Source organism: Nitrospira sp. Kam-Ns4a (assembly GCF_965152595.1).
This window is the reverse complement of the sequence record NZ_OZ224218.1, coordinates 978963-996544: the sequence shown is the minus strand read 5'-3', so window position 1 is coordinate 996544 and position 17582 is coordinate 978963. Positions and strand designations below refer to the sequence as shown.

The window sequence follows — 17582 nt, the reverse complement described above, 5'->3', positions numbered from 1 at the left end:
ATGAGTCATGAAACGTTCGACGTCACATCGGATCGTGCCTGTGGCACGGCAGGACAAATCTGCGCCGGCCGCGATCGGACTCGACGTCGGCTATGGCGATGTCAAGCTCGTGACCCCCGTTGAGCGGGTCTCCTACGCGAGTCTCATTGCGCCGATCGACAGTCGGGCCCAGGTCGCCGAGGACGACTCGGACATTGTGACCATCAATGGGACACGGTATCTCGTGGGCGATGGGGTCTTGAGCCACGGACAACGCCTCAAGGATCACGAGGGGATCGATGAATGGTGGGAATCTGAGGCCTACCGAGCCTTGCTCGCCAGGACCCAGGCCGCTCTTCCGCGGTCCGGCCACGTGGTCGTCTGCATTCCGGCCCGCGCGTTTTCCTCCGATGCCGTCACGCGCGTCCGCCGGATCGTGCAGAGCGTGCTGGATGCGCAGACCGTGGACGTGATCGCCCAAGGGACGGCCGCCGCGATCGGGCACTTCCTTCGGACCGGCCGCGAGCCCCAGAGCGGCGAGACGACCGGCATCATCGACGTAGGAAGCCGGACCACCGAAGTCATTGGCCTAGACGGACGGCGACCCGTCTTTCCCAAGACGACGGGCCTCCTCTTTGGGCTGTCGCGGGTCTGGGAGACCGTCGCCCGCCAGGCTGGGGAGGAGCTGCATCGGACAGTCGATCCTCGGGAAGTCGCCTTGGCCGTGCGGCAGAGGCGGCCCTTGCGGACACGGGGGCGCATGTTCCCCATCGAATCTCTCCTCACCGAGGTGCAGGCGGCGGCCAACGCGATCGCTCACGACCTCATTGCGGAGATCGAGCGGGTCTGGCCGCCCGAGTTTCCGGAGACCGTCCTCCTCGCCGGGGGTGGGGCCCATTATCTGGCCGATAGCCTGAAGGCGTGGCGGCCGGACCTCGTGGTGTTGCCGGAACCGGAATGGGCCAACGCCATGGGCTGTTTTTTGTATGGCCGCGTTCGGCTCGGATTGCCCCCGCGCTGGCCCTCCCTGGACGAGGCCACGCAGGAGAAGCACGCTGCGGATGCCGCCGCAGGGAGCCGCTGGGAGACAGGACAGGCATGAGTGGCGCAACCGCTGGGGCTCACACCGGGCGCGGCCGAGACATCCTCGAGATCGCTCAGCGCTCCATGTCTCCCCTACGATGCGACGGAGGCGCTGGGTCTCTCTCGGGCCTCGTGAGAGACCTGGTCGCGGCCCCGATGGGGCCCTGTTTGGTGGCCGGCTCGGCGCACTCTGACGAGCCGCGTCGGCCCACGAGCCAGCCCCACCCTCGGACTCTTTTTTTGCTCACACCCATCGCTTTCGGTGAAAGCCATGGGCTGTCGAACACGAGGTGGAGTCCTCGGGCGAGGCGGGCTCGGATATCCGGCAGTTCTGTGTTCGAGGATGACAACGCCATTGTCGAACAGGCCGATGGTCACAAACACGGTGTGCGTCTCGACAGAGGCGGGTCCTGGCGCGTCGAACCTGGCAATTACGTAGTTATATGAGCCCACGAAGTAGGCCGTTCAGGGTTGTTCGATACGCCCGGTTTTCGGCTGCCGTGTTTCGCCGTAGCGTCACGCGGTTGTGCTGTTCGACGGCAGGCATGAGATGGTTGGCCGGACACGGTGCCACCACTGGACCATTGCCAAATGCGATCCAGGTACGTCCATCGCCGTAGGGCAGGCATGGCGACACCGAACCGCAGCAACGAGCGCATCGGGATTCGTGTGACGCGAGAGGAACGCCAGGTGCTTGAGCGTCTCGCAGGTCACCGGGGCCTGTCGGCAGCCGTGCGGGACATGCTCGCACGGGCTGTCCGTCAGCTGGAGGAGGACAAGGTACGCGAGGAGCTCCGCCGCGATCTCGCCAAGGTCGAGGCCGTCGCCGAGGGGCTGGCCGGGAAGCTGGATCAACTCTGCGCTGCCATCGGGTCGTTGGCCGAGCGGATGGACATCTCCATTCGCCTCGCTGAGGCCGCGGCCAAGCACGCCTACGTGGCGGCAGCGCGGATCCACGCGCTCGGACTGGCCCAGTTGAGACACATGACCGATATCCGCGAGGCATACCGTCGCGAGTCGGAGGAGATTACCCAGCACAGCGAGGAATTTGTGAAGCGGATACGGGCTTCGTAGAGGAGGACGGGACAGCCAAGACCGACAGGAGATGAGACAAACCAACCACGGAGGTGCCCAGCATGAACAGCGATTCCTACTCGGACCATCTCGACCAGGCAACCAAAGCAATCCTTGAGGCCGTCGCAGCGGCAATTCGGTACGATGACCGCCTGGCTGGCCGAACCCGAACCGAGATCCTCGCTGCCCTCACCGCTGCCGCCAGCTATGTAGCCAACCCAATGGCTGGCAACGATCCCATGCCCTTTGGGGCGGAATTGGAGTTCACGCGTGGAGCACGCATACTCGCCCACTCGGGGTCAACGCTTGTAGCGGTGTTTCTCGCGCGCCTGGCTCAGGCTCTCCTCGAGCCTGGGGACGCTCAGCCCTCGCCAGGGACCTGATATGCCCTTGGGATCGAGGCCTAAACTTCCGCGTGGCACCTGGCTCGGCTGGCATAATTGGGTCCTCCGGGCCAGGCTCCATGTCGAGGCTGTCCTGCAAGGTGTCGTCTTCGTCGGAATCCTGCATCTGGTAGCGGCCGGAGTGCTATGGTGGTTTTGGCACTCCGCCAGTGTCCGGGAGTTCTGGGCCTATGTGGCGCGCGAGCTCGATGCTCATCGGATTCCGGCGTTGCAGGCGGTTGTCGAGTTTCTCCAGTTTGCGAGTCACACTTACAGGGAGGCATGGGCCAAGACCTTGCCCGTCTGGGCGCTGCTCCCCGTGCTCTGGATGACAGCTGCCAGGACAGCCGAGGCCCTCCGCTCGCGCACGTATCTCCGGGGCAGCCGGATCGACGTCGCGCCCACGCTCCCCGCGTATTGCTCTCCCACCCAAGGGCTTACGCTGGGGAGTGTCTGGCTCAGCCGACGCGATGAGATCCGCCACGTCTTGACCATCGGACGGCCCGGGGTGGGAAAGACCGTGCTCTTTCATGCGGCACTCGAGCAGTTGCTCGTGCGGCACGAGGATGCCAAGCTGCTGATCTACGATTTCAAGGGAGATTATTTCTCCCGGTTCGCCCGACCGGGCGATCTGCTGTTCAATCCCATGGATGCGCGATCGGTCTCCAGGAACATCTTCGACGATCTCGAAGACGTCATGGACATTGACGCGGTCTGCCAGAGCCTCATCCCCGAATCCCGCGACGAAGAAAAATTCTGGGTCGATTCGGCACGGGCTGTGTTAAGCGGGATTCTGCATTACTGTTGGCGGGCTGGCACGCGGACCAATGCAGCGATTTGGGAGTGGGTCACGCGCCCAACCAAGGACCTGGCCGCGGCCCTCGCGTCCATTCCCGAGGGGCAACGGGGGTGGAAAGCGATTGAGGATGCCAGTAGCAAACAGGCGCTCGGCGTCATGGCGACGCTGATGCTCTACGCCAAACCATTCGAGTACATGGCGTACTGGCCTGGAGGATGGAGCGTCCGGAGCTGGATCAGCGCACCGGGCCCCAGCGCGCTGTACGTCAGTAACACGCCGCGGGTAAAAGACACGCTCAAGCCAGTCCTATCCCTCTGCATCGACCTGCTCGGCCGGACGTTGCTCTCCATGCCTGACGACTTGCAGCGTCGTGTCTACTTTATCATTGACGAATTCGGCACCCTCCAGCGGCTAAGCACCATTGCTGACCTGCTCACGCTGAGCCGGAGCAAAGGGGGGAGCGTCTGGTTGGGGGTCCAGGACATCGGGCAAATCGACAAGGTGTATCACCGCGACGTACGTCAGACGATCATCAACGCATGCGGGAACACAATCGTCTTTGCGCTTGCGGACCCGGAGACCCAACGGTACGTCAGCCAGCTGATCGGAGAAGAGGAGTATGAGGATCCCGACCTCTATCACAGCGTCGCCGGCGATAAGCACGGCAGCTTCAGCCTCCGGCGACAAACGAAGACCGCGCCGCTGCTGCTGCCCAGTGAGCTGCAAGCGCTCCCGGACCTCACCTGCCTCATCCGCACAAGCAGCAGCAACGGGGTCTGGGCGCGCACGACGCTCGCCTACCGTCCGCGTCCCACCAGAATGGATGCGTTCAAGCCATTGCCGCAACTCGTGCTGCCGCATATGGGAATGTCCTCAACGATCTGACTGATCACCGGTCACCAGCTCTTGGCGTACCTACCCCCTCGGCCTCAGCGCTCGCGAATGGGAGGGATGTTCCAGTATCCCCAATGAACCGGTCGCTCGCACCCTCACGGTCACGATTGTCCAGGTCGCTGCCGAGTTGGCGTCGACCAGCCAGACCGAGACGAAAGCACGAACACCGTAGGAGGGCTGAGGATATCCGGGGGAAATTCTCCGAGGATAACGGCTCGATGCACTTGAACGATGCTGTCGCGGAGGACGTCTCAGGGCACGCCATTCAGGAATGGCGTCCTGGGATGGCATCACCTGAGCCCGAGATCCAGCAGCACGTCCTGTCGCTCCCCGACATGGTCCGCCGGCCGGCGATCACCGAGCGGGCACTGCGGCCCATCGCGCACATCGAGAATCACAAGCAACAACTGGCCGCCTTCTCGACAGTGCTCGGCCATGGCTCTGCCTCGAATGCGTAGGCCAACTCTTTATGGCCGTGGCGCAACCCTTACTCGTGCCCGTACCAGTGCCTGCACTCTCTCGCGCACCTCTTCGTACACCGTCACGCCAACATCCGGTGCCACCTCCAACGTCGTGGCCAGCGCATAGGGAACCGCGTCCTCAAGCGCTCCGGCGTCGGCCCGGCAGCTTACTAGAATCTCAAGGTTGTCTCCATCTACGAATGCGGCGGCACGCTCACCCTCCAGAATCTCATGCTGAACGGTTCCCCTCTGCACGGCTCGCCAGTCAGCCTCGAGCCGATTCACCTGAAGAGGGGCCGGCGGCGGTGTGAACCATAGGTCAGCGCGACGCCAGCCTTGGTGGACGGTGTTGACGGGCGTGAGCCACGCCAGGGTTATGGTTACACGACGACGTCCAGCCTGACCGCTCAACGAAGGTGGAAGGGGGAAGCGGTGGACATGCGCCTGCTCGGCTTGGAGCAAGCCACCGCTCAACGCCGTCACCCGATACTCCGTGCATTCTCGAACGCGTGTCACGTCGAGGGCACCGTAGCCGACAAGCCGCGTCAGGTACTCCTTGAACTGCCTGCTATTATTCGGAGTCCGCAGGATCTGGTGAAGAAGATCGCCGGCAGGGCCCCAGCTCGCCCCATGCACAAGGAGAGCTTTCAGCCAGACAGAGCGAGGGAGGCTGTCGACAAGTTCCCCACCGGGTAACGAGCGAAGCTCGTCAAGGACGTCATAGAGCTGCGCAGCAGCGCGGCTGGTCAAGGCAGTTGCGTTACTGGTTCCACGTGTGTGCCACGTGTACGCCAAATCTCCGGGGTTTGGCCCAGGTGCAGCCACTCGCTGTCCAGGGGCATGAGATTGCACAAGCACTTCGAAACGGTCACTCGGCGTTTGTTCCAGGCTCTCGCGCAGAACCAGACGCCCACCAGGCAGCAGGATCTCCGGCTTGATTGCCCGCCTGTATCCCATCCCCTGGGCATTAATCAGGCTGGGGAGATCGTGATTGACGAACGGATCGCGCGTGTTGGCAGGAGGCTGATCAGTTGATGCGTCCCTGTGGATGGAGCCGACCGTAAGGGCGTTGACGGCCTCTGCAGGCGACAGCAGTCGGCGACTGCGAGCGTCGCCCGCCACCACGCGTATTACTTCGGCCTGGAATTCTTCGGGGGTCATGGTTGTCGTTCGACCACGAGGACCCGGAAGGTCAATATCATGGGCATGGTTTCCGGCACTTACCAGGAAGAGGAGGCGGTACTTCCAAGCGAGCCAGTCGAGTAGCCTTGCCAACGGGCTCAAAGCGCCATCGAACACCCTATCTCGAATCCCGATGGACAGGTTGATGACACAAACCTGAGGTGCGACAGGAGGCTGGTTTCCATCCCCCTCGAAGAGCCGGCGGACTGCGCGATGAAGGAGGTCGACCACGAGCGTGTCTTCAGAAACCACCTCTGGTCGCGGCTGTCTCCAGTCACGTGGGTCGGGACGGAGAATTGGGCGCACGTAGAGGCGGCGCGTGATCCCAGCTTGCCCCGCGTCAAGATCCCCGTGAAGGACAAGTGAGGCCATCGCTGTTCCATGCCGACGCTCTCTCGCCGGATACTGGGCCTCATAGCCATCAGGGTCATCGACTACGAGACGGCCTGCGAGGCGCTGATGGTTTTGTAGCGGAAGTCCATCGAAGAGGGCCACGACCGGTTCACCAAGTGGCTCGCGCGGGGGTTCAACGGGGGGGCCCGCTGTTCGTGCGTCTTCGACGATAACGCCAGCCATCTGACCAGAGGCCCTGAAGAACTGGATCTGCTCGCACTGAACGAGTGCCGTGTCACGCCCCCCTTCTTCAAGTAGAGGCTGGACCGCAGCGATGGGAAGACGCACAAGCACCGCGTGATAGGCAATCTCCTCTATGATCGCTTCTTGAACAATCCGGCCTTCGAGCCCCTCCACAAGACCGACCACTCGGTCTCGTGCCGCTCTCCGACGTCGAGGGTCGTTGCGGAACCAGAGTTCGATCTCCAATGGGATGACTTCATCGTTGTGCGCAACGCGTTCGCGCCAATCATCCAGTATGCCCGTCTCTATCAAACGATCCTCTACGCCCCATGGCCGAACATCGCGCAATTGGGCGAAAACATCAGCCCACTTTCCCAAGCCACGAGGGAGAGCGTTCCCGGCTTTCCACGTGTCCCAAAGCGATAGCAGTTGCTGGAGGGCCTGCTGGTTCGTGAAGATCAGAAACGCGCGCCCACGCAGCATCTTTCCTTGGCGCGGAGCCCCCTGTCGATCCGCCACGAAGAAGTCGTCATCCGGGGGAATATCTTCTTCCTCGATCTCTCCTAGCCACTCCAGCCCATCGATATTCCGCACAGCGACGATGAAGTCCTCGACAGGCCCGACCGTTTCCAAGACGACAACTTCTTCGGGAACGATTCCAGCCGCCTCTGTCTGCAGACGGGCTCGCCGAGCCTCGAGTGCCTGTTGGAGAAGCGAAAAACGAGGGACCAGACGTTCTGCCTGTCGCTCGCGAGTCGGAAGGTGAGGCCGGCCTCCCCCTCCGCTCTTCTGCTTCCGTCGTTCGGGTTCGCCCGGAGACGGAAGGATCAGCAGCGGCCGTTCCGGCATGGCTTCACTCCCCCTTGTCCGACCTGCCCAAGGTGAATCGCTGCTCCCACTGCTTGACGCGGTCTTCTACGATCCGGCGCCTATCTGCGTCAGGCAGTGCCAAGGTGTAGCGGCGCTGGACATCCATCCTAAACTCTTCTAGCTCGCTGAAGTTCAGTCCTTTGAGCTTTCCCGCAAGTGCGCGGGGTGAGCTGCCGAGCTTGGTGCCAAGGTGCTCTTCAAATCGGCGGCACCACTCTTCTACCTGCGAGAGGTCGGGCGCAGGAAGATGCAGCCGAAGCTGGAAGCGACGCCATACGGCCCGATCCAAGAGCTCCGGGTGATTCGTAGCGACGACGACGACCACGTGGCTAGGGAGAGCGTCCACCTGGAGAAGAAGAGAGCTAACGACTCGTTTGATCTCACCCGTCTCGTGCTCGTCACCTCGTTCCTTCCCGACAACGTCGAACTCGTCGAAGAACAAGACCGCTCGGCACGTGCGCACGTAGTCAAACAGACGCGCCAACCGCACCGCCGTCTCCCCCAGGTAGCTGGCTATGACCGCTTCGTAGCGCACCACGAGAAGCGGCACCATGAGTTCGGTCGCTATGACTTCAGCGAGGGAGGTTTTGCCATTGCCGGGGGGGCCTGCAAGAAGCACGCGATGGCGGGGCTCCAGATTGTGTGACCTAAGAAGGTCGGCTCGGTGCTGCTCCTCGATCAGCTCCTTGCATGCTGCAACAACGGAATCTGGCAGGATGAGCGACTCAAGCCTGCGTTGCGGGTGGACCTCATAGAGCAAAGAGGCAGCGTCAAGAGGGGTTTTGCTCACATTGTTTGAAGGTGGAGCGCTGTTGAGATAGGCAGCGAGGCGATCGGCGAGCACGTTGTGCTGCTTGCCCCTTTCGTCAGCGATAAGCGCTTCCAGGGCCTTGCGGAACAGCGCTCGGTCGCCGCTACCCCCGGCCTTCACCAGGTTGAGAAGGAGGTCAGCCCGCGCCATTACAGCCTCACCTCCTCCTTGAACGATGTGCATGGCTCTACGCGCCCCCCCAGGTAAAGGCCATGAAGGGGGATTAGAGGGGACACCCCACCGACCAGACTCTGTCCGAAGTCGCGTCTTCTATTCATCGCGGCACGCACGTACTCATTCTTTCTCGAACCCATGGGTCTTGAACTTCAAGGCCCGACAGTTCTCCGTGACGATCCTCACGATCGGCTCGGGCACGCCGTCGGGCACATCCGCCCGAATCTCCAACGTCACTTCGACGTGGGAACCCACGAGCCCGGCCAAGTGCTGGACCACTTCCTCCGCGACGCGGCCCGCGTCCCGCCCGATGCGTGTGGGGTCCAACAGCACGGTGGCGTGGAACCGACGAGGAGGAGCGGCGACCGGAGGGGTGGGTGGCCCTTCACCCGGCTCTTGGACCTTTGTCGCGGCGCCGGATTCACCAGCGGGCTGCGACGGCGTCTCCGCTTGGCGTTCCCTTTCCGCCTGCATCTGGGCGAGGGCGGCCTCTGGCTTCACGAGGAGGCTGCGCTCGTCGAGCGTGACCCGGACGCCCGGCCCCGTCTGCAACCCGACGTACTTTCTCTTCTGTTCGTCCCAGTGGTCGGCGTAGGCGAAGGTTTCTGACTGCCACGTCAGGCGGGACAGGCCGTCCCGGATGGCGTCCGCCAGCACGGCGTCGTCGGACAACCGGGGGAGATAGAGATAGGTGGCGAAATCCTCGGCCAACTGTTTCGTGCCCACATGGTCACCGCGCCAGAGCGGAACGCGGTCGAGTTCGTGCCTCAAGCGCGGGCCGCCGAGCTGGACCAGCAACAGCTCCTCGTTCTTGAGCTTCTTCGAGGCGCGAACCGCGAGCGCCTCCTGGCCCTGCTGCCGGATCTCCTGCCATTCGACCGGCCCTTTCGGGTCGGGCTGGGTGGGAACCAGTAACCACTGGTAGGCTTCCGGGATGCGGGCCTCGACGGTCTCGTCGGCGGTCCTGCACTTGGTTTCGGCCTGGCGAGACTGGAAGGCATCGAGGTTCAGGGACTCGCGCTCTTCCCAGATGGATTTCCACGCCAGGTACTGTCGCGTCGCCTGTTCCAAGTCCTTCAGCCGCCCGCCGTCGCCCGCCAAGAAGACCAACGTGTTCTTGTAGGTTCTAGGACTCGTGCCTCGGGAATCGAGCAGGGCGGCAGCTTCCCTGCGGGCGGGGCTCGAGGGGTCTCGGCCGGTGTGGGGATACTCCGGCGCGAGGATCACGAGCCGGGCCTCGCGCTCGTCCGTCACATCCCCGGCGGACGCGCAGGCGTGGACCTTGGCGAATTCTCCGCGCGTTCGTGCCTGAAGGCGAAGCCGGCGCTTGATTTCTTCGAGGACGTCTTCCTCGCGGAGCTGAGCGGCCCGGTCATCGGCCAGGCGCGTGACCGTCGGCTGGGTGGAGAACCAGTATCGCCTGCCGTCCACATAGAGGTACGTGGCGCGATCCGTGAGACGGCGAAGCGCGTCACCGAAAATGGCGGCGGTCTCACCCGGCTGGACGCAACCCAGCCGCACCTGCCGGTCGTCGATCCCGCGGTTCGCGGCCCGCTGGGTCGGCGCCGAGCCGAGGTAAATCGTCCGCGCCACCCGCCGGCAGGCGGAATAGCGGCCGAGGTTCGGGTTCTCGCGGTCGAGCGCAAGCGGCAGGGAATTGGGGCCGTCCACATCCTTTTCGATCACCGGGACCCACTGGTCTTCCAGATAGCGGGTCAGTTCGAACTGTACCCGCGGGTCGTCCACGGGCACGTTCGCGGGCATGATGAGCAAGTTGCCGTCCTGCCGCTCCCAGAGGGAGTGAATGACGGCTGCCATCAGACGCAACACGCCGCGTGTGCGCTGGAACTTCTCCAGCGTCGACCAGTCGTTGTAGAGACGGTCGAACAACTCCGGATGGATGGGATACGCGGATTTGATCCGCCGCTCGTAGCTCGCCTCGCGGCACTCGCCGGGGAAGTCCTGCGGCTGCGTGCCATACATCTCCACGAAAGCCCTGGCCACCTGGTCGCGCTCGACAAAGAGCTTCGGATCGGTGATCGGCTGGAACAGGCGCCGGCGGACAATCTCGAACCCTTCGTCGGGGCTGGCCGGCCGCCAGGAGGCCTCCACGCGACCGATGGCGTTCTTCAAGCGCACAAGCGCCGCCCGGCCCCGCTCGCCCCCCACTTCGATGTCGGAAATCCGCTCGCGCCCTTCCTGCGGGCTGGGACTCTCGGAGGCGGGGATGCTGACCACCAGGAGCGTCTTCGTCGCCGCCTTCGCGGCCTCGGTCAGCGCCTGGGCAAAGGTGAACTGGGTATCGAAGGTGCCCCCCGCCAAGCCTCCGTTGTCGTGAAGCTGGCGCGCGTAGGCGACCCATTCGTCAATCAGAATCAGGCAGGGCGCGTAGCGGTTGAAGAGCGCCCGCAAGGCGTCGCCGGGATTCGTCGCGGTCTCGTCGGCCTCCTTGACGAGCTTGTAGCCTTCCTTGCCGCCCAGTTGCCAGGCGATCTCGCCCCAGAGTGTGCGGATGACCGTTCCGTCGGGTTTCCTGTGTGCCTGCCCAGGGGAGATCTTGGTCCCGACCACCACCGCCCGCCGGACCCCCTTGGGCAGCGTGAGTCCGCTTTCCCGCAAGAGGTCTTCCACCCCCGGCAAGCTCGAAGCGCTCGCGCCGGAGAAGAGGTGATACAGCGCGAGCATCGAGTGCGTCTTGCCCCCGCCGAAGTTGGTCTGCAGTTCGACCACAGGGTCGCCGCCGTGACTGGCCAGGCGCTCGACGGCCCGGGTGAGAAGCTGCTTGAGGCCTTCCGTGAGGAACGTCCGGCGGAAGAACTCGGCAGGATCCTTGTACTCGTCCGATCCTTCTCCAAGGTAGACCTGCCAGAGGTCGGCCGCGAACTCGGCCTGCTGGTAGCGCCCGGAGGCCACATCGGGATGCGGCGTCACGATCTCGCGCCAGGGCTTGAGGTTCCCCGCGGGTTTGCCTTCCACGGGCGCGACGGCGGCCTTGCGGGCCTCGGACCTCCGCTGCTCCTCGAAGCGCAGGCGCAAGAGCTCCATCTTCTGTTTCTCGAGCTCGCCCGCCTCGGGCGCGGAGACCGCCGTGAGCAGCCTCCCGGCGCTGTCCAGGGCGCGGTAGACGTCGTCGGTGCTGAAGCTCTCCATGTGGGCCCAGCGGTTGCGGATGTCCCGCAGCTCGCTCACGAGGCTCCGCTCGGCGTGCCCCAGCACATTCTTGAAGACCGTGTTCCACTGATCCCACATGACCACCAAGGTCGTCTGCGGATCGGACCAATTGATCTTCTTGCCGCCGAAGGATTGCGCGGCCGTCTCCATCCATTGGTCCTTGTACACGGCTTTCAGCTCCCGCTCCACGAAGGGGCGAAGCCCCTTGTTCAGCAGCTCGAGGGCTTCGCCGACGCGGTCACGGTTGGTCTTGGCCATGTTGCCTCCAGTAGAAAGAAGTCAGGAGGAAGAAGTCAGAATGGCACCGGCTTCTACCTTCTACCTTCTGCGTCCTGTTTCCTACCTCCTGCGTTCTGCCTCCTGAATAGGAGGAAGAAGTTAGAATGGCACGGGCATATCCGCCGAGAAGCCGCCCGACTTCATCGGCTGCCTCACGCAAATCTTCCGTCCTGGCGTATCCCAAGTCCTGCGCCAATATGAGATAGTATCTGCACTCTTCGAGCGACCCCTCCGCCGTGTTCAGGAAACGGGCCTTGTCCCCTTTGCCGCGCTTACGGAATCCTTCGGCGATGTTGGCGGGCACCGACACCGCCGCGCGGCGAAGCTGGCTGGTCAAACCGTAAAGTTCATGTTTCGGAAACGCTGCCGTCATGCGGTAGACCGCCAGCACAAAGCCATGGGCCTTCTGCCAGACCACCAAGTCCTGAAACGACTGCGCTGGCGGCATCATCCTCCCTCCTCAAAGAGTTCCTTCTGACTTCTTCCTTCTTCCTTCTGACTACTGGCCAGCCTCACGATTTCGGGCCAGGCGACGACGAGGCCGTTGTAGGACAGGGCCTCCTTCGACCAGCCCTTGCGCTCGCAGATCTTGTAAAGCCGATAGGAGAGTTCCCGCGCCACCTCGCCTGTGGCGCTTCCGAGTCGCCGGAGCAGCTCCGCCGCCGCGCTTTCGCCCCCCTGTTCGAGGGTTCGGATCAGATGCTGGGTCCCTTCCCAGACGGTCAGTCGCTTGTCCTTGGCCGGGTCCCAGTCCGCCGGCAACTCCTCCCGTCCGACGAGCCGGACCTTCCCGCCGCGCGCCGAGATGATGCCCGCCTCCACGAGGCCGTTCACCGCGGTGTTCTTGGCCTTCGAGAGGGTTTCGGCGTCGCCGAACTGTCCTTCGCCCGTCCCGTACTGCTCGAACCACGCCAGCGCCCAGCGGGTATCGGCGTCGAACTCGGCCTCCTGTTCGGCGAGCACCTCGTCCAGCGTCTGGTTGATGAGCGCGAGGGCTGTGCGCACCGTCATGGGATTGCCGCTCGCCTCCATGACGCGGGCGTACCGGGAGAAGACGGCCATGCCGGGGCCGATGGAGGCCTGCGCGAGGTCCACGGGGGCGATGTTCCCCTGCTGGAGATGCTTGAGCGCCTGCGGCAGCTCGCGCTTGAGTTCGGCGATGAACTCCCGCCGGCTGCACTGGGGTGCATCGGCCGGACGAGGCCGGCAGGCCAGTACGATGTAGGAGGCCAGGGCATTCGTGCCCATGGCGACCATGCGCCACTTCTGCGACGCCCGGACCGGCCAGGTGGCCGTGATCTGGAAGCCGCTTCCCAGGAGCGCCTCCAGCAGCGTCTCCCATCCGGTCGTCCGGTCCACGCCGTTGGAGGGCTTGTCCGATTCGTCGTTTTCAGCCTCATCCGTTCCCGCTTCCTCGTCCTCCTGCTTGAAGGCGTAGTACACCGTGAGCGGGAAGCGGGCGTCCATCTTTTCTCGCAGGGCACTGAACGCCTTGCGGAAGCCGGCCTCGAAGTGCTCCTTGGCCTTCTCCTTGTCGCCGTCGAACCGCTCCGGCGCGGCGACGAGCTCCGGCTCCTTGGGTACGAGGATGGTCTTGAACAGATCCGGGTAGAGGTCGCCGATGGTGCGGCGCAGCCAGACGTAGAAGAAGTCCGAGAGCGCCGCGTAGCCGATGTTGTCGTAGTAGGGCGGGTCGGTCGAGACGAGGACGCCTTTGAGTTCGTCCCAGGAACTCGCTGCGTCGATCTGGCGCGGGATGCCGAAACACATCCGCGCCGTCGGTACTGTCTCTATAGCATCGGCACATATATTCACTGCGGTGTGCCAACACACTGCTTTTTCACCCATAATATTGGGTTCGCAAAAATCCCATACCATGGGGATCGCTTGTCTAGCGAAAAGCTGGAGCGACTGCTGTCCGCTCGGCTTCCACCTGCAAAGCGAATTGTTGAAATCCGCGCACCTATCCAGCGCCAGCGCCAGAAACGTCACCACCGTGGCGGCGTAGGCTTCGGCTTCTCGCTTGGCGAGGCCCGCGTCCGACGCATCCCGCACGACGTCCGCCCGGACCGCCTTGACCAGGTCCGACAGCGTCACCATCGCCGTGAGCTGCCGGGGGGTGAATAGGTCACCATAGCTCTCAAGCCCTACCGCTGGCGGCGAGAACCATCGTGGATTGTCAGGCATCTGTTGGTCGGGTTTCCAGCTCGGCACTGGTTGCCGTGCAACGTCTTCATGTTTCTGCAGAGCTGGGAGATACACTCGCCCACGACCCGAGTCCGCCACAATCGCTACCAACCTCACCATCATGTGCCCGCGTTGACCTTGGGCGATGACGTGACGCTCCACAATGGGCTCTCCGGTAAGCAAGCAGCGGAACCGCCATCGCTTGGGATGCGTCTTGGTTCCCGCCTTGATTGCTGCCCTCTCCCTCGGCTCGCCCGTGCGCACCGGAAATGTCCACGTTCCGGCACTTCGGTCCACCACCGGCTCCAGCCACGCCTCGCTCCCCTTCTTGCTCGAAAGCCAAAAGGTGCTCATGAGCGGCACATGCGCCCCGCGTGCCGCCGGGTTGGGGCTCGCCACCGTCCTTGCCCAGAGCCACGCGATGACGTTGGCTTCGCGGACGCTCTTCTTACCGGAACGGATCTCCTCATCGGTTGCGTGCCGCCAGGTGCCGTCCTTCTCCTGGACAATGCGGACCTTGGGATACAGGTGGCCGATCTTCGCGATGGCCCGCTCGCGGATGACGCGCCCGTAGTAGCGCACATCCTCGGCCAGGCCGCTCGCCCCGCGCCAGCCAGCCGCCGTAAGCCTTCTTCCTCCTGTCTCCTGACTTCTGTCTTCTGGATTCACCGGCGGCTGGTCCATCCAGCGCGGGACAAGTTCCAGGTTGCACTTGTTGAGCAGGACCGCGACGGGGTTGAGGTCGGCGGCATGCGCCTCGAGCCCGAGCCGGGCCGCTTCCAGCGGAATCGAGCCGCCGCCGGCAAAGGGGTCGAGCACCGGCGGCAGCTTCCCGCCACAGTGCTTGAGCATCTCGGCCCTCGCCTCGGCGTAGCTCTCGGGATGCTCGTGCATTTTGTTCTGCATCAACCGGCGCAGGATCTCGAAGAGGCGCTCGCGTTCGGCGTTCTGCATCTCCTCGGTGGGAAAGCGCTCCGGATGCGAGGACGGGTCATCCACGACCGAGGCGAAGAGCACCGCCCGGGCGGTCGGCAGCGGCAGCCGCGCCCACCAGTGGTGGATGCCCTTGGGATGCGGCCCGATGCCGGGCATCTTGTCGTAGGCCGAGGCGTCGTTGATCTCCGGCAACGGCAGCGCCACCTCGATGAGCTTTTTGGGATATTGCATCAGCCTACAACCTCCGGAATGTTCGCCAAGTATGCCTTCCGCACTGCGTCGCACAGCGGCTTGGGGAATTCTTCCGGCTCCATCGCGGCGAAGTGTTCCAGTGCCGCGATAGCCTTGCCCTTCTTCTCGCCCTGCGCGCGAGATACGCCGGCGACGCCCTCGAAGTCTGGCTTTAGGACTTCGACGGAGCCGAGGGACGTGTCTACCTTGGCTTGGATACGGGCGTTTTCGTCAAACAGGCGACGGCATTGTTCAACCTTTTCATTGGTCCACTCGGCCGGCACCGCGTCTGGCAGGGGATCCTCGTCATGCACGACGCAGTACGGGATGTGAAACGCGTTCAGGATCGCGATGTAGAGCCTGAGGTTGTACTTGCTTCCGCAGTCGATTACTGAGACGTCCGAGTCCAGGCAACCGAGCTGCTTGGCCAAGTAGGGCAGGATCACCTTTTCTGTCTCTCCCTCAACCAGAATGACCTTCTTGGCAAAGAAGAGCTCGCCGCGGTCGGGATTGATCCACATTGCCATGTGGAGGCGGCGTTTTCGGTCCTCCGCGTCTTGGCCTTCGAAGAGGTCTTGCTTGCACTGGCGGATTTCCGTCCCAGCGCTCGCGCCGGGCTTACGGCAGATGGCAATGCACCGGTAGCGGTCGAGGTCCACGAAGTGCGTGGAATGCGTGCACACGAATACCTGGTGTTCGGCTGCCGATGATAGGTCTACGAGGGCCGCGGCCAACTGGCGCTGGGCGTGCGGATGAAGGAAAAGTTCGGGCTCCTCGATGGCGAAATAGGACGATTCGGATGCTTTGCGCGCGGTCTCCGCGGCCTCGGCCGCTGTGGCAACCGTCAACCTCAGAACCTTGGCCCATGCTCGAAGCAAGGCAAATATCACGGCCCGCTGAAGACCATGCCCCTTCCTTTCGGCCAACGTCCGCAGTCCATCATCAAGGTGGAGTTCGGTCCCAAGTTCGAGAATCTTCTCAATCTGAGGCGGCCTCACCTGGATGGAAACACCGACCCCCCAAGTAATCAGCTCGCCGGATAGGAGGGACTCAAGTTGGGCTAGTTGCGAGGGCTGTTCCCCCGGCCTCTGAGTGCGATCATTCAACTCGCTGATTAATTGCTGCATCCTGTTATGCAGGTCCACAAAGCGTGGATCGCGCTCGGTCATCTCCTGAACGGCCCGCTGGAGAAGCCTGCCGAAGAAGGCCGTTCCGCGTATCTTGGTCTCGTCGCTCAGGTCGCGGACTGCTGGGACCAAGTAGAACTCTGGCAGTATACCGCCACCAACGTTCTTCGCACCAAGAAGCGGGCCCTCTTCGAGGACTTCTGAGAAGCTTAGTTCGTTCCTGTGCTCCTGAATGAAGGTCTCCTGGAATGCCTGGATTCGCTGCTTGGTGATCCTGCTGCCACCTTCAAGAATCTTAAGGAGCGCAGGCACTTTCTTCGCCTCCGCCTCTACCATCTCCTTCGTCTTGAGCCTCTCGTAGGCTGATTCTTTCAGCCACCACTGCTCAGGTTCCTGAACGTAAGCACGGTAGCCGACAGTCACGTTTCCGGCATCATCGAACGATGCCGTCTTACGGATGCGAATCGTCTTGTCGGTTCGTAGGTACTTTTGGAAAGTCTTCTGCTCTTGGGGCGTCAGCTCCGCGAACGTCATCTCCACCCAGAGGCATTGCTCGTCCGGTTCCCGGAAAGCGCACAGGTCATCTCGGACTGGCTTGGCGGATGTGGAAAGCCCGAACTCAAGAGCACCGAGGATGTTTGACTTGCCGTGATTGTTTGGCCCCAGCAGAACCAGCATGTTGGGCACTTCGATATCCACGTGCTTGATGCTGCGGTAGTTGTGGATTGTTAAATGCCGTATTCTCATGACGGTGCCTCCCCGCGACGCAGCAGTTCCCGCAGTTCATAACTCACGCTGGTCACGCCCAAGTCGGGTTCCCTCTGGAACGGCCGGCGGATGTAGACCAGCTTTCGCGCCGCGTCACCGTCCACTTCCACGACGGCCAAGATGAAGTCGTCCGGCTTGTTGAGGGCCGTCAGGATCTCGTTCTTGGTGATCGTGACCGTGGTGGCACCGGCGGCCCGGCCCTTGACCTCGATGAGGCGCAAGTGGCTAATGCGCGGGTCGCGTCCCGGTTGCCGGGCGATCACGCACCTCAGGAACGCAGACCCGGACGGCAGAGGCATCGGGAGCCCTGACGGCGCTGTGGAATTAGGGTGGAATTGCACGTTGGACGCGCCGAATTGGGTTTTAGCCCCGCTGGCCAACTCTTTGCCTGGCAAGCACTTAGCAGGAGAATTGCGTCGGAATTGCGTCTTCATTGCGTCGAATTGCGTTTTAGGCTCGCCGGAAACCAGCGGGGTCCACTGGCGAGCGCTATGGAACGGGTAGGCGACGACCCGAGTTTCGACCAGGAAGGCGATTGCCCACCGCCAATTGCACCTGAATTGCACCCGCGTGCAATCCGGCGGTGCATTATGAAAG

The 17582-nt window shown here is 63.1% G+C and carries 10 protein-coding genes and 1 pseudogene; 4 read left to right on the top strand and 7 right to left on the bottom strand.

What is annotated here, in order from left to right:
- Positions 1-7 precede the first annotated feature (7 nt).
- From ACWHYQ_RS04910 to ACWHYQ_RS04895, 4 genes are all read left to right on the top strand, one after another.
- Positions 8-1081 (top strand): ParM/StbA family protein, encoded by a 1074-nt coding sequence (locus tag ACWHYQ_RS04910; protein ID WP_447974620.1) that lies wholly within the window; start codon positions 8-10, stop codon positions 1079-1081.
- A 608-nt stretch (positions 1082-1689) separates the two neighbouring features.
- Positions 1690-2136: a hypothetical protein gene (locus ACWHYQ_RS04905; protein ID WP_447974619.1), complete on the top strand. Its 447-nt coding sequence runs from the start codon at positions 1690-1692 to the stop codon at positions 2134-2136.
- A 525-nt stretch (positions 2137-2661) separates the two neighbouring features.
- On the top strand, positions 2662-4203 hold the full coding sequence (locus ACWHYQ_RS04900; protein WP_447974618.1) for a type IV secretion system DNA-binding domain-containing protein: 1542 nt from the start codon (positions 2662-2664) through the stop codon (positions 4201-4203).
- Positions 4204-4430: 227 nt separating this feature from the next.
- Positions 4431-4670, top strand: coding sequence for a hypothetical protein (locus ACWHYQ_RS04895; protein WP_447974617.1), 240 nt, complete (start codon positions 4431-4433; stop codon positions 4668-4670).
- Positions 4671-4679: 9 nt separating this feature from the next.
- Here ACWHYQ_RS04895 and ACWHYQ_RS04890 read toward each other — a convergent pair whose 3' ends face one another.
- The 7 genes and pseudogenes from ACWHYQ_RS04890 to ACWHYQ_RS04860 form a co-directional block, all read right to left on the bottom strand.
- Positions 4680-7064 carry a S8 family peptidase gene (locus ACWHYQ_RS04890; RefSeq protein WP_447974616.1) on the bottom strand — a complete coding sequence of 795 codons (2385 nt, stop codon included), beginning with the start codon at positions 7062-7064 and terminating at the stop codon, positions 4680-4682.
- A 220-nt stretch (positions 7065-7284) separates the two neighbouring features.
- Complete coding sequence (locus tag ACWHYQ_RS04885) at positions 7285-8262, bottom strand: AAA family ATPase (protein ID WP_447974615.1); 978 nt, start codon at positions 8260-8262, stop codon at positions 7285-7287.
- Positions 8263-8406: 144 nt separating this feature from the next.
- Positions 8407-11715, bottom strand: a complete 3309-nt coding sequence (locus ACWHYQ_RS04880; RefSeq protein ID WP_447974614.1) for a Swt1 family HEPN domain-containing protein — start codon at positions 11713-11715, stop codon at positions 8407-8409.
- A gap of 109 nt (positions 11716-11824) precedes the next feature.
- Positions 11825-12187: pseudogene (locus tag ACWHYQ_RS04875) on the bottom strand (four helix bundle protein); the annotation flags it as partial.
- A complete protein-coding gene (locus ACWHYQ_RS04870; protein ID WP_447974613.1) occupies positions 12184-15090 on the bottom strand; it encodes a DUF1156 domain-containing protein in 2907 nt (968 codons plus the stop codon). The gene ACWHYQ_RS04870 and the pseudogene ACWHYQ_RS04875, both read right to left, overlap by 4 nt.
- Positions 15090-16964, bottom strand: a complete 1875-nt coding sequence (locus tag ACWHYQ_RS04865) for an ATP-dependent nuclease (RefSeq protein ID WP_447974612.1) — start codon at positions 16962-16964, stop codon at positions 15090-15092. Before ACWHYQ_RS04865 ends, ACWHYQ_RS04870 begins: the two co-directional genes overlap by 1 nt.
- Positions 16961-17248, bottom strand: a complete 288-nt coding sequence (locus ACWHYQ_RS04860; protein ID WP_447974611.1) for a DUF3883 domain-containing protein — start codon at positions 17246-17248, stop codon at positions 16961-16963. The genes ACWHYQ_RS04865 and ACWHYQ_RS04860 overlap by 4 nt, the downstream gene beginning before the upstream one ends.
- Between the last annotated feature and the right edge of the window lie 334 nt (positions 17249-17582).

Excerpts from the sequence above, each read along its gene's own strand:
- ACWHYQ_RS04880 (WP_447974614.1), bottom strand. The coding sequence starts at position 11,715 with ATGGCCAAGACCAACCGTGACCGCGTCGGCGAAGCCCTCGAGCTGCTG.
- ACWHYQ_RS04865 (WP_447974612.1), bottom strand. The coding sequence starts at position 16,964 with ATGAGAATACGGCATTTAACAATCCACAACTACCGCAGCATCAAGCAC.
- ACWHYQ_RS04905 (WP_447974619.1), top strand. The coding sequence starts at position 1,690 with ATGGCGACACCGAACCGCAGCAACGAGCGCATCGGGATTCGTGTGACG.
- ACWHYQ_RS04885 (WP_447974615.1), bottom strand. The coding sequence starts at position 8,262 with ATGGCGCGGGCTGACCTCCTTCTCAACCTGGTGAAGGCCGGGGGTAGC.
- ACWHYQ_RS04870 (WP_447974613.1), bottom strand. The coding sequence starts at position 15,090 with ATGCAATATCCCAAAAAGCTCATCGAGGTGGCGCTGCCGTTGCCGGAG.
- ACWHYQ_RS04910 (WP_447974620.1), top strand. The coding sequence starts at position 8 with ATGAAACGTTCGACGTCACATCGGATCGTGCCTGTGGCACGGCAGGAC.
- ACWHYQ_RS04895 (WP_447974617.1), top strand. The coding sequence starts at position 4,431 with ATGCACTTGAACGATGCTGTCGCGGAGGACGTCTCAGGGCACGCCATT.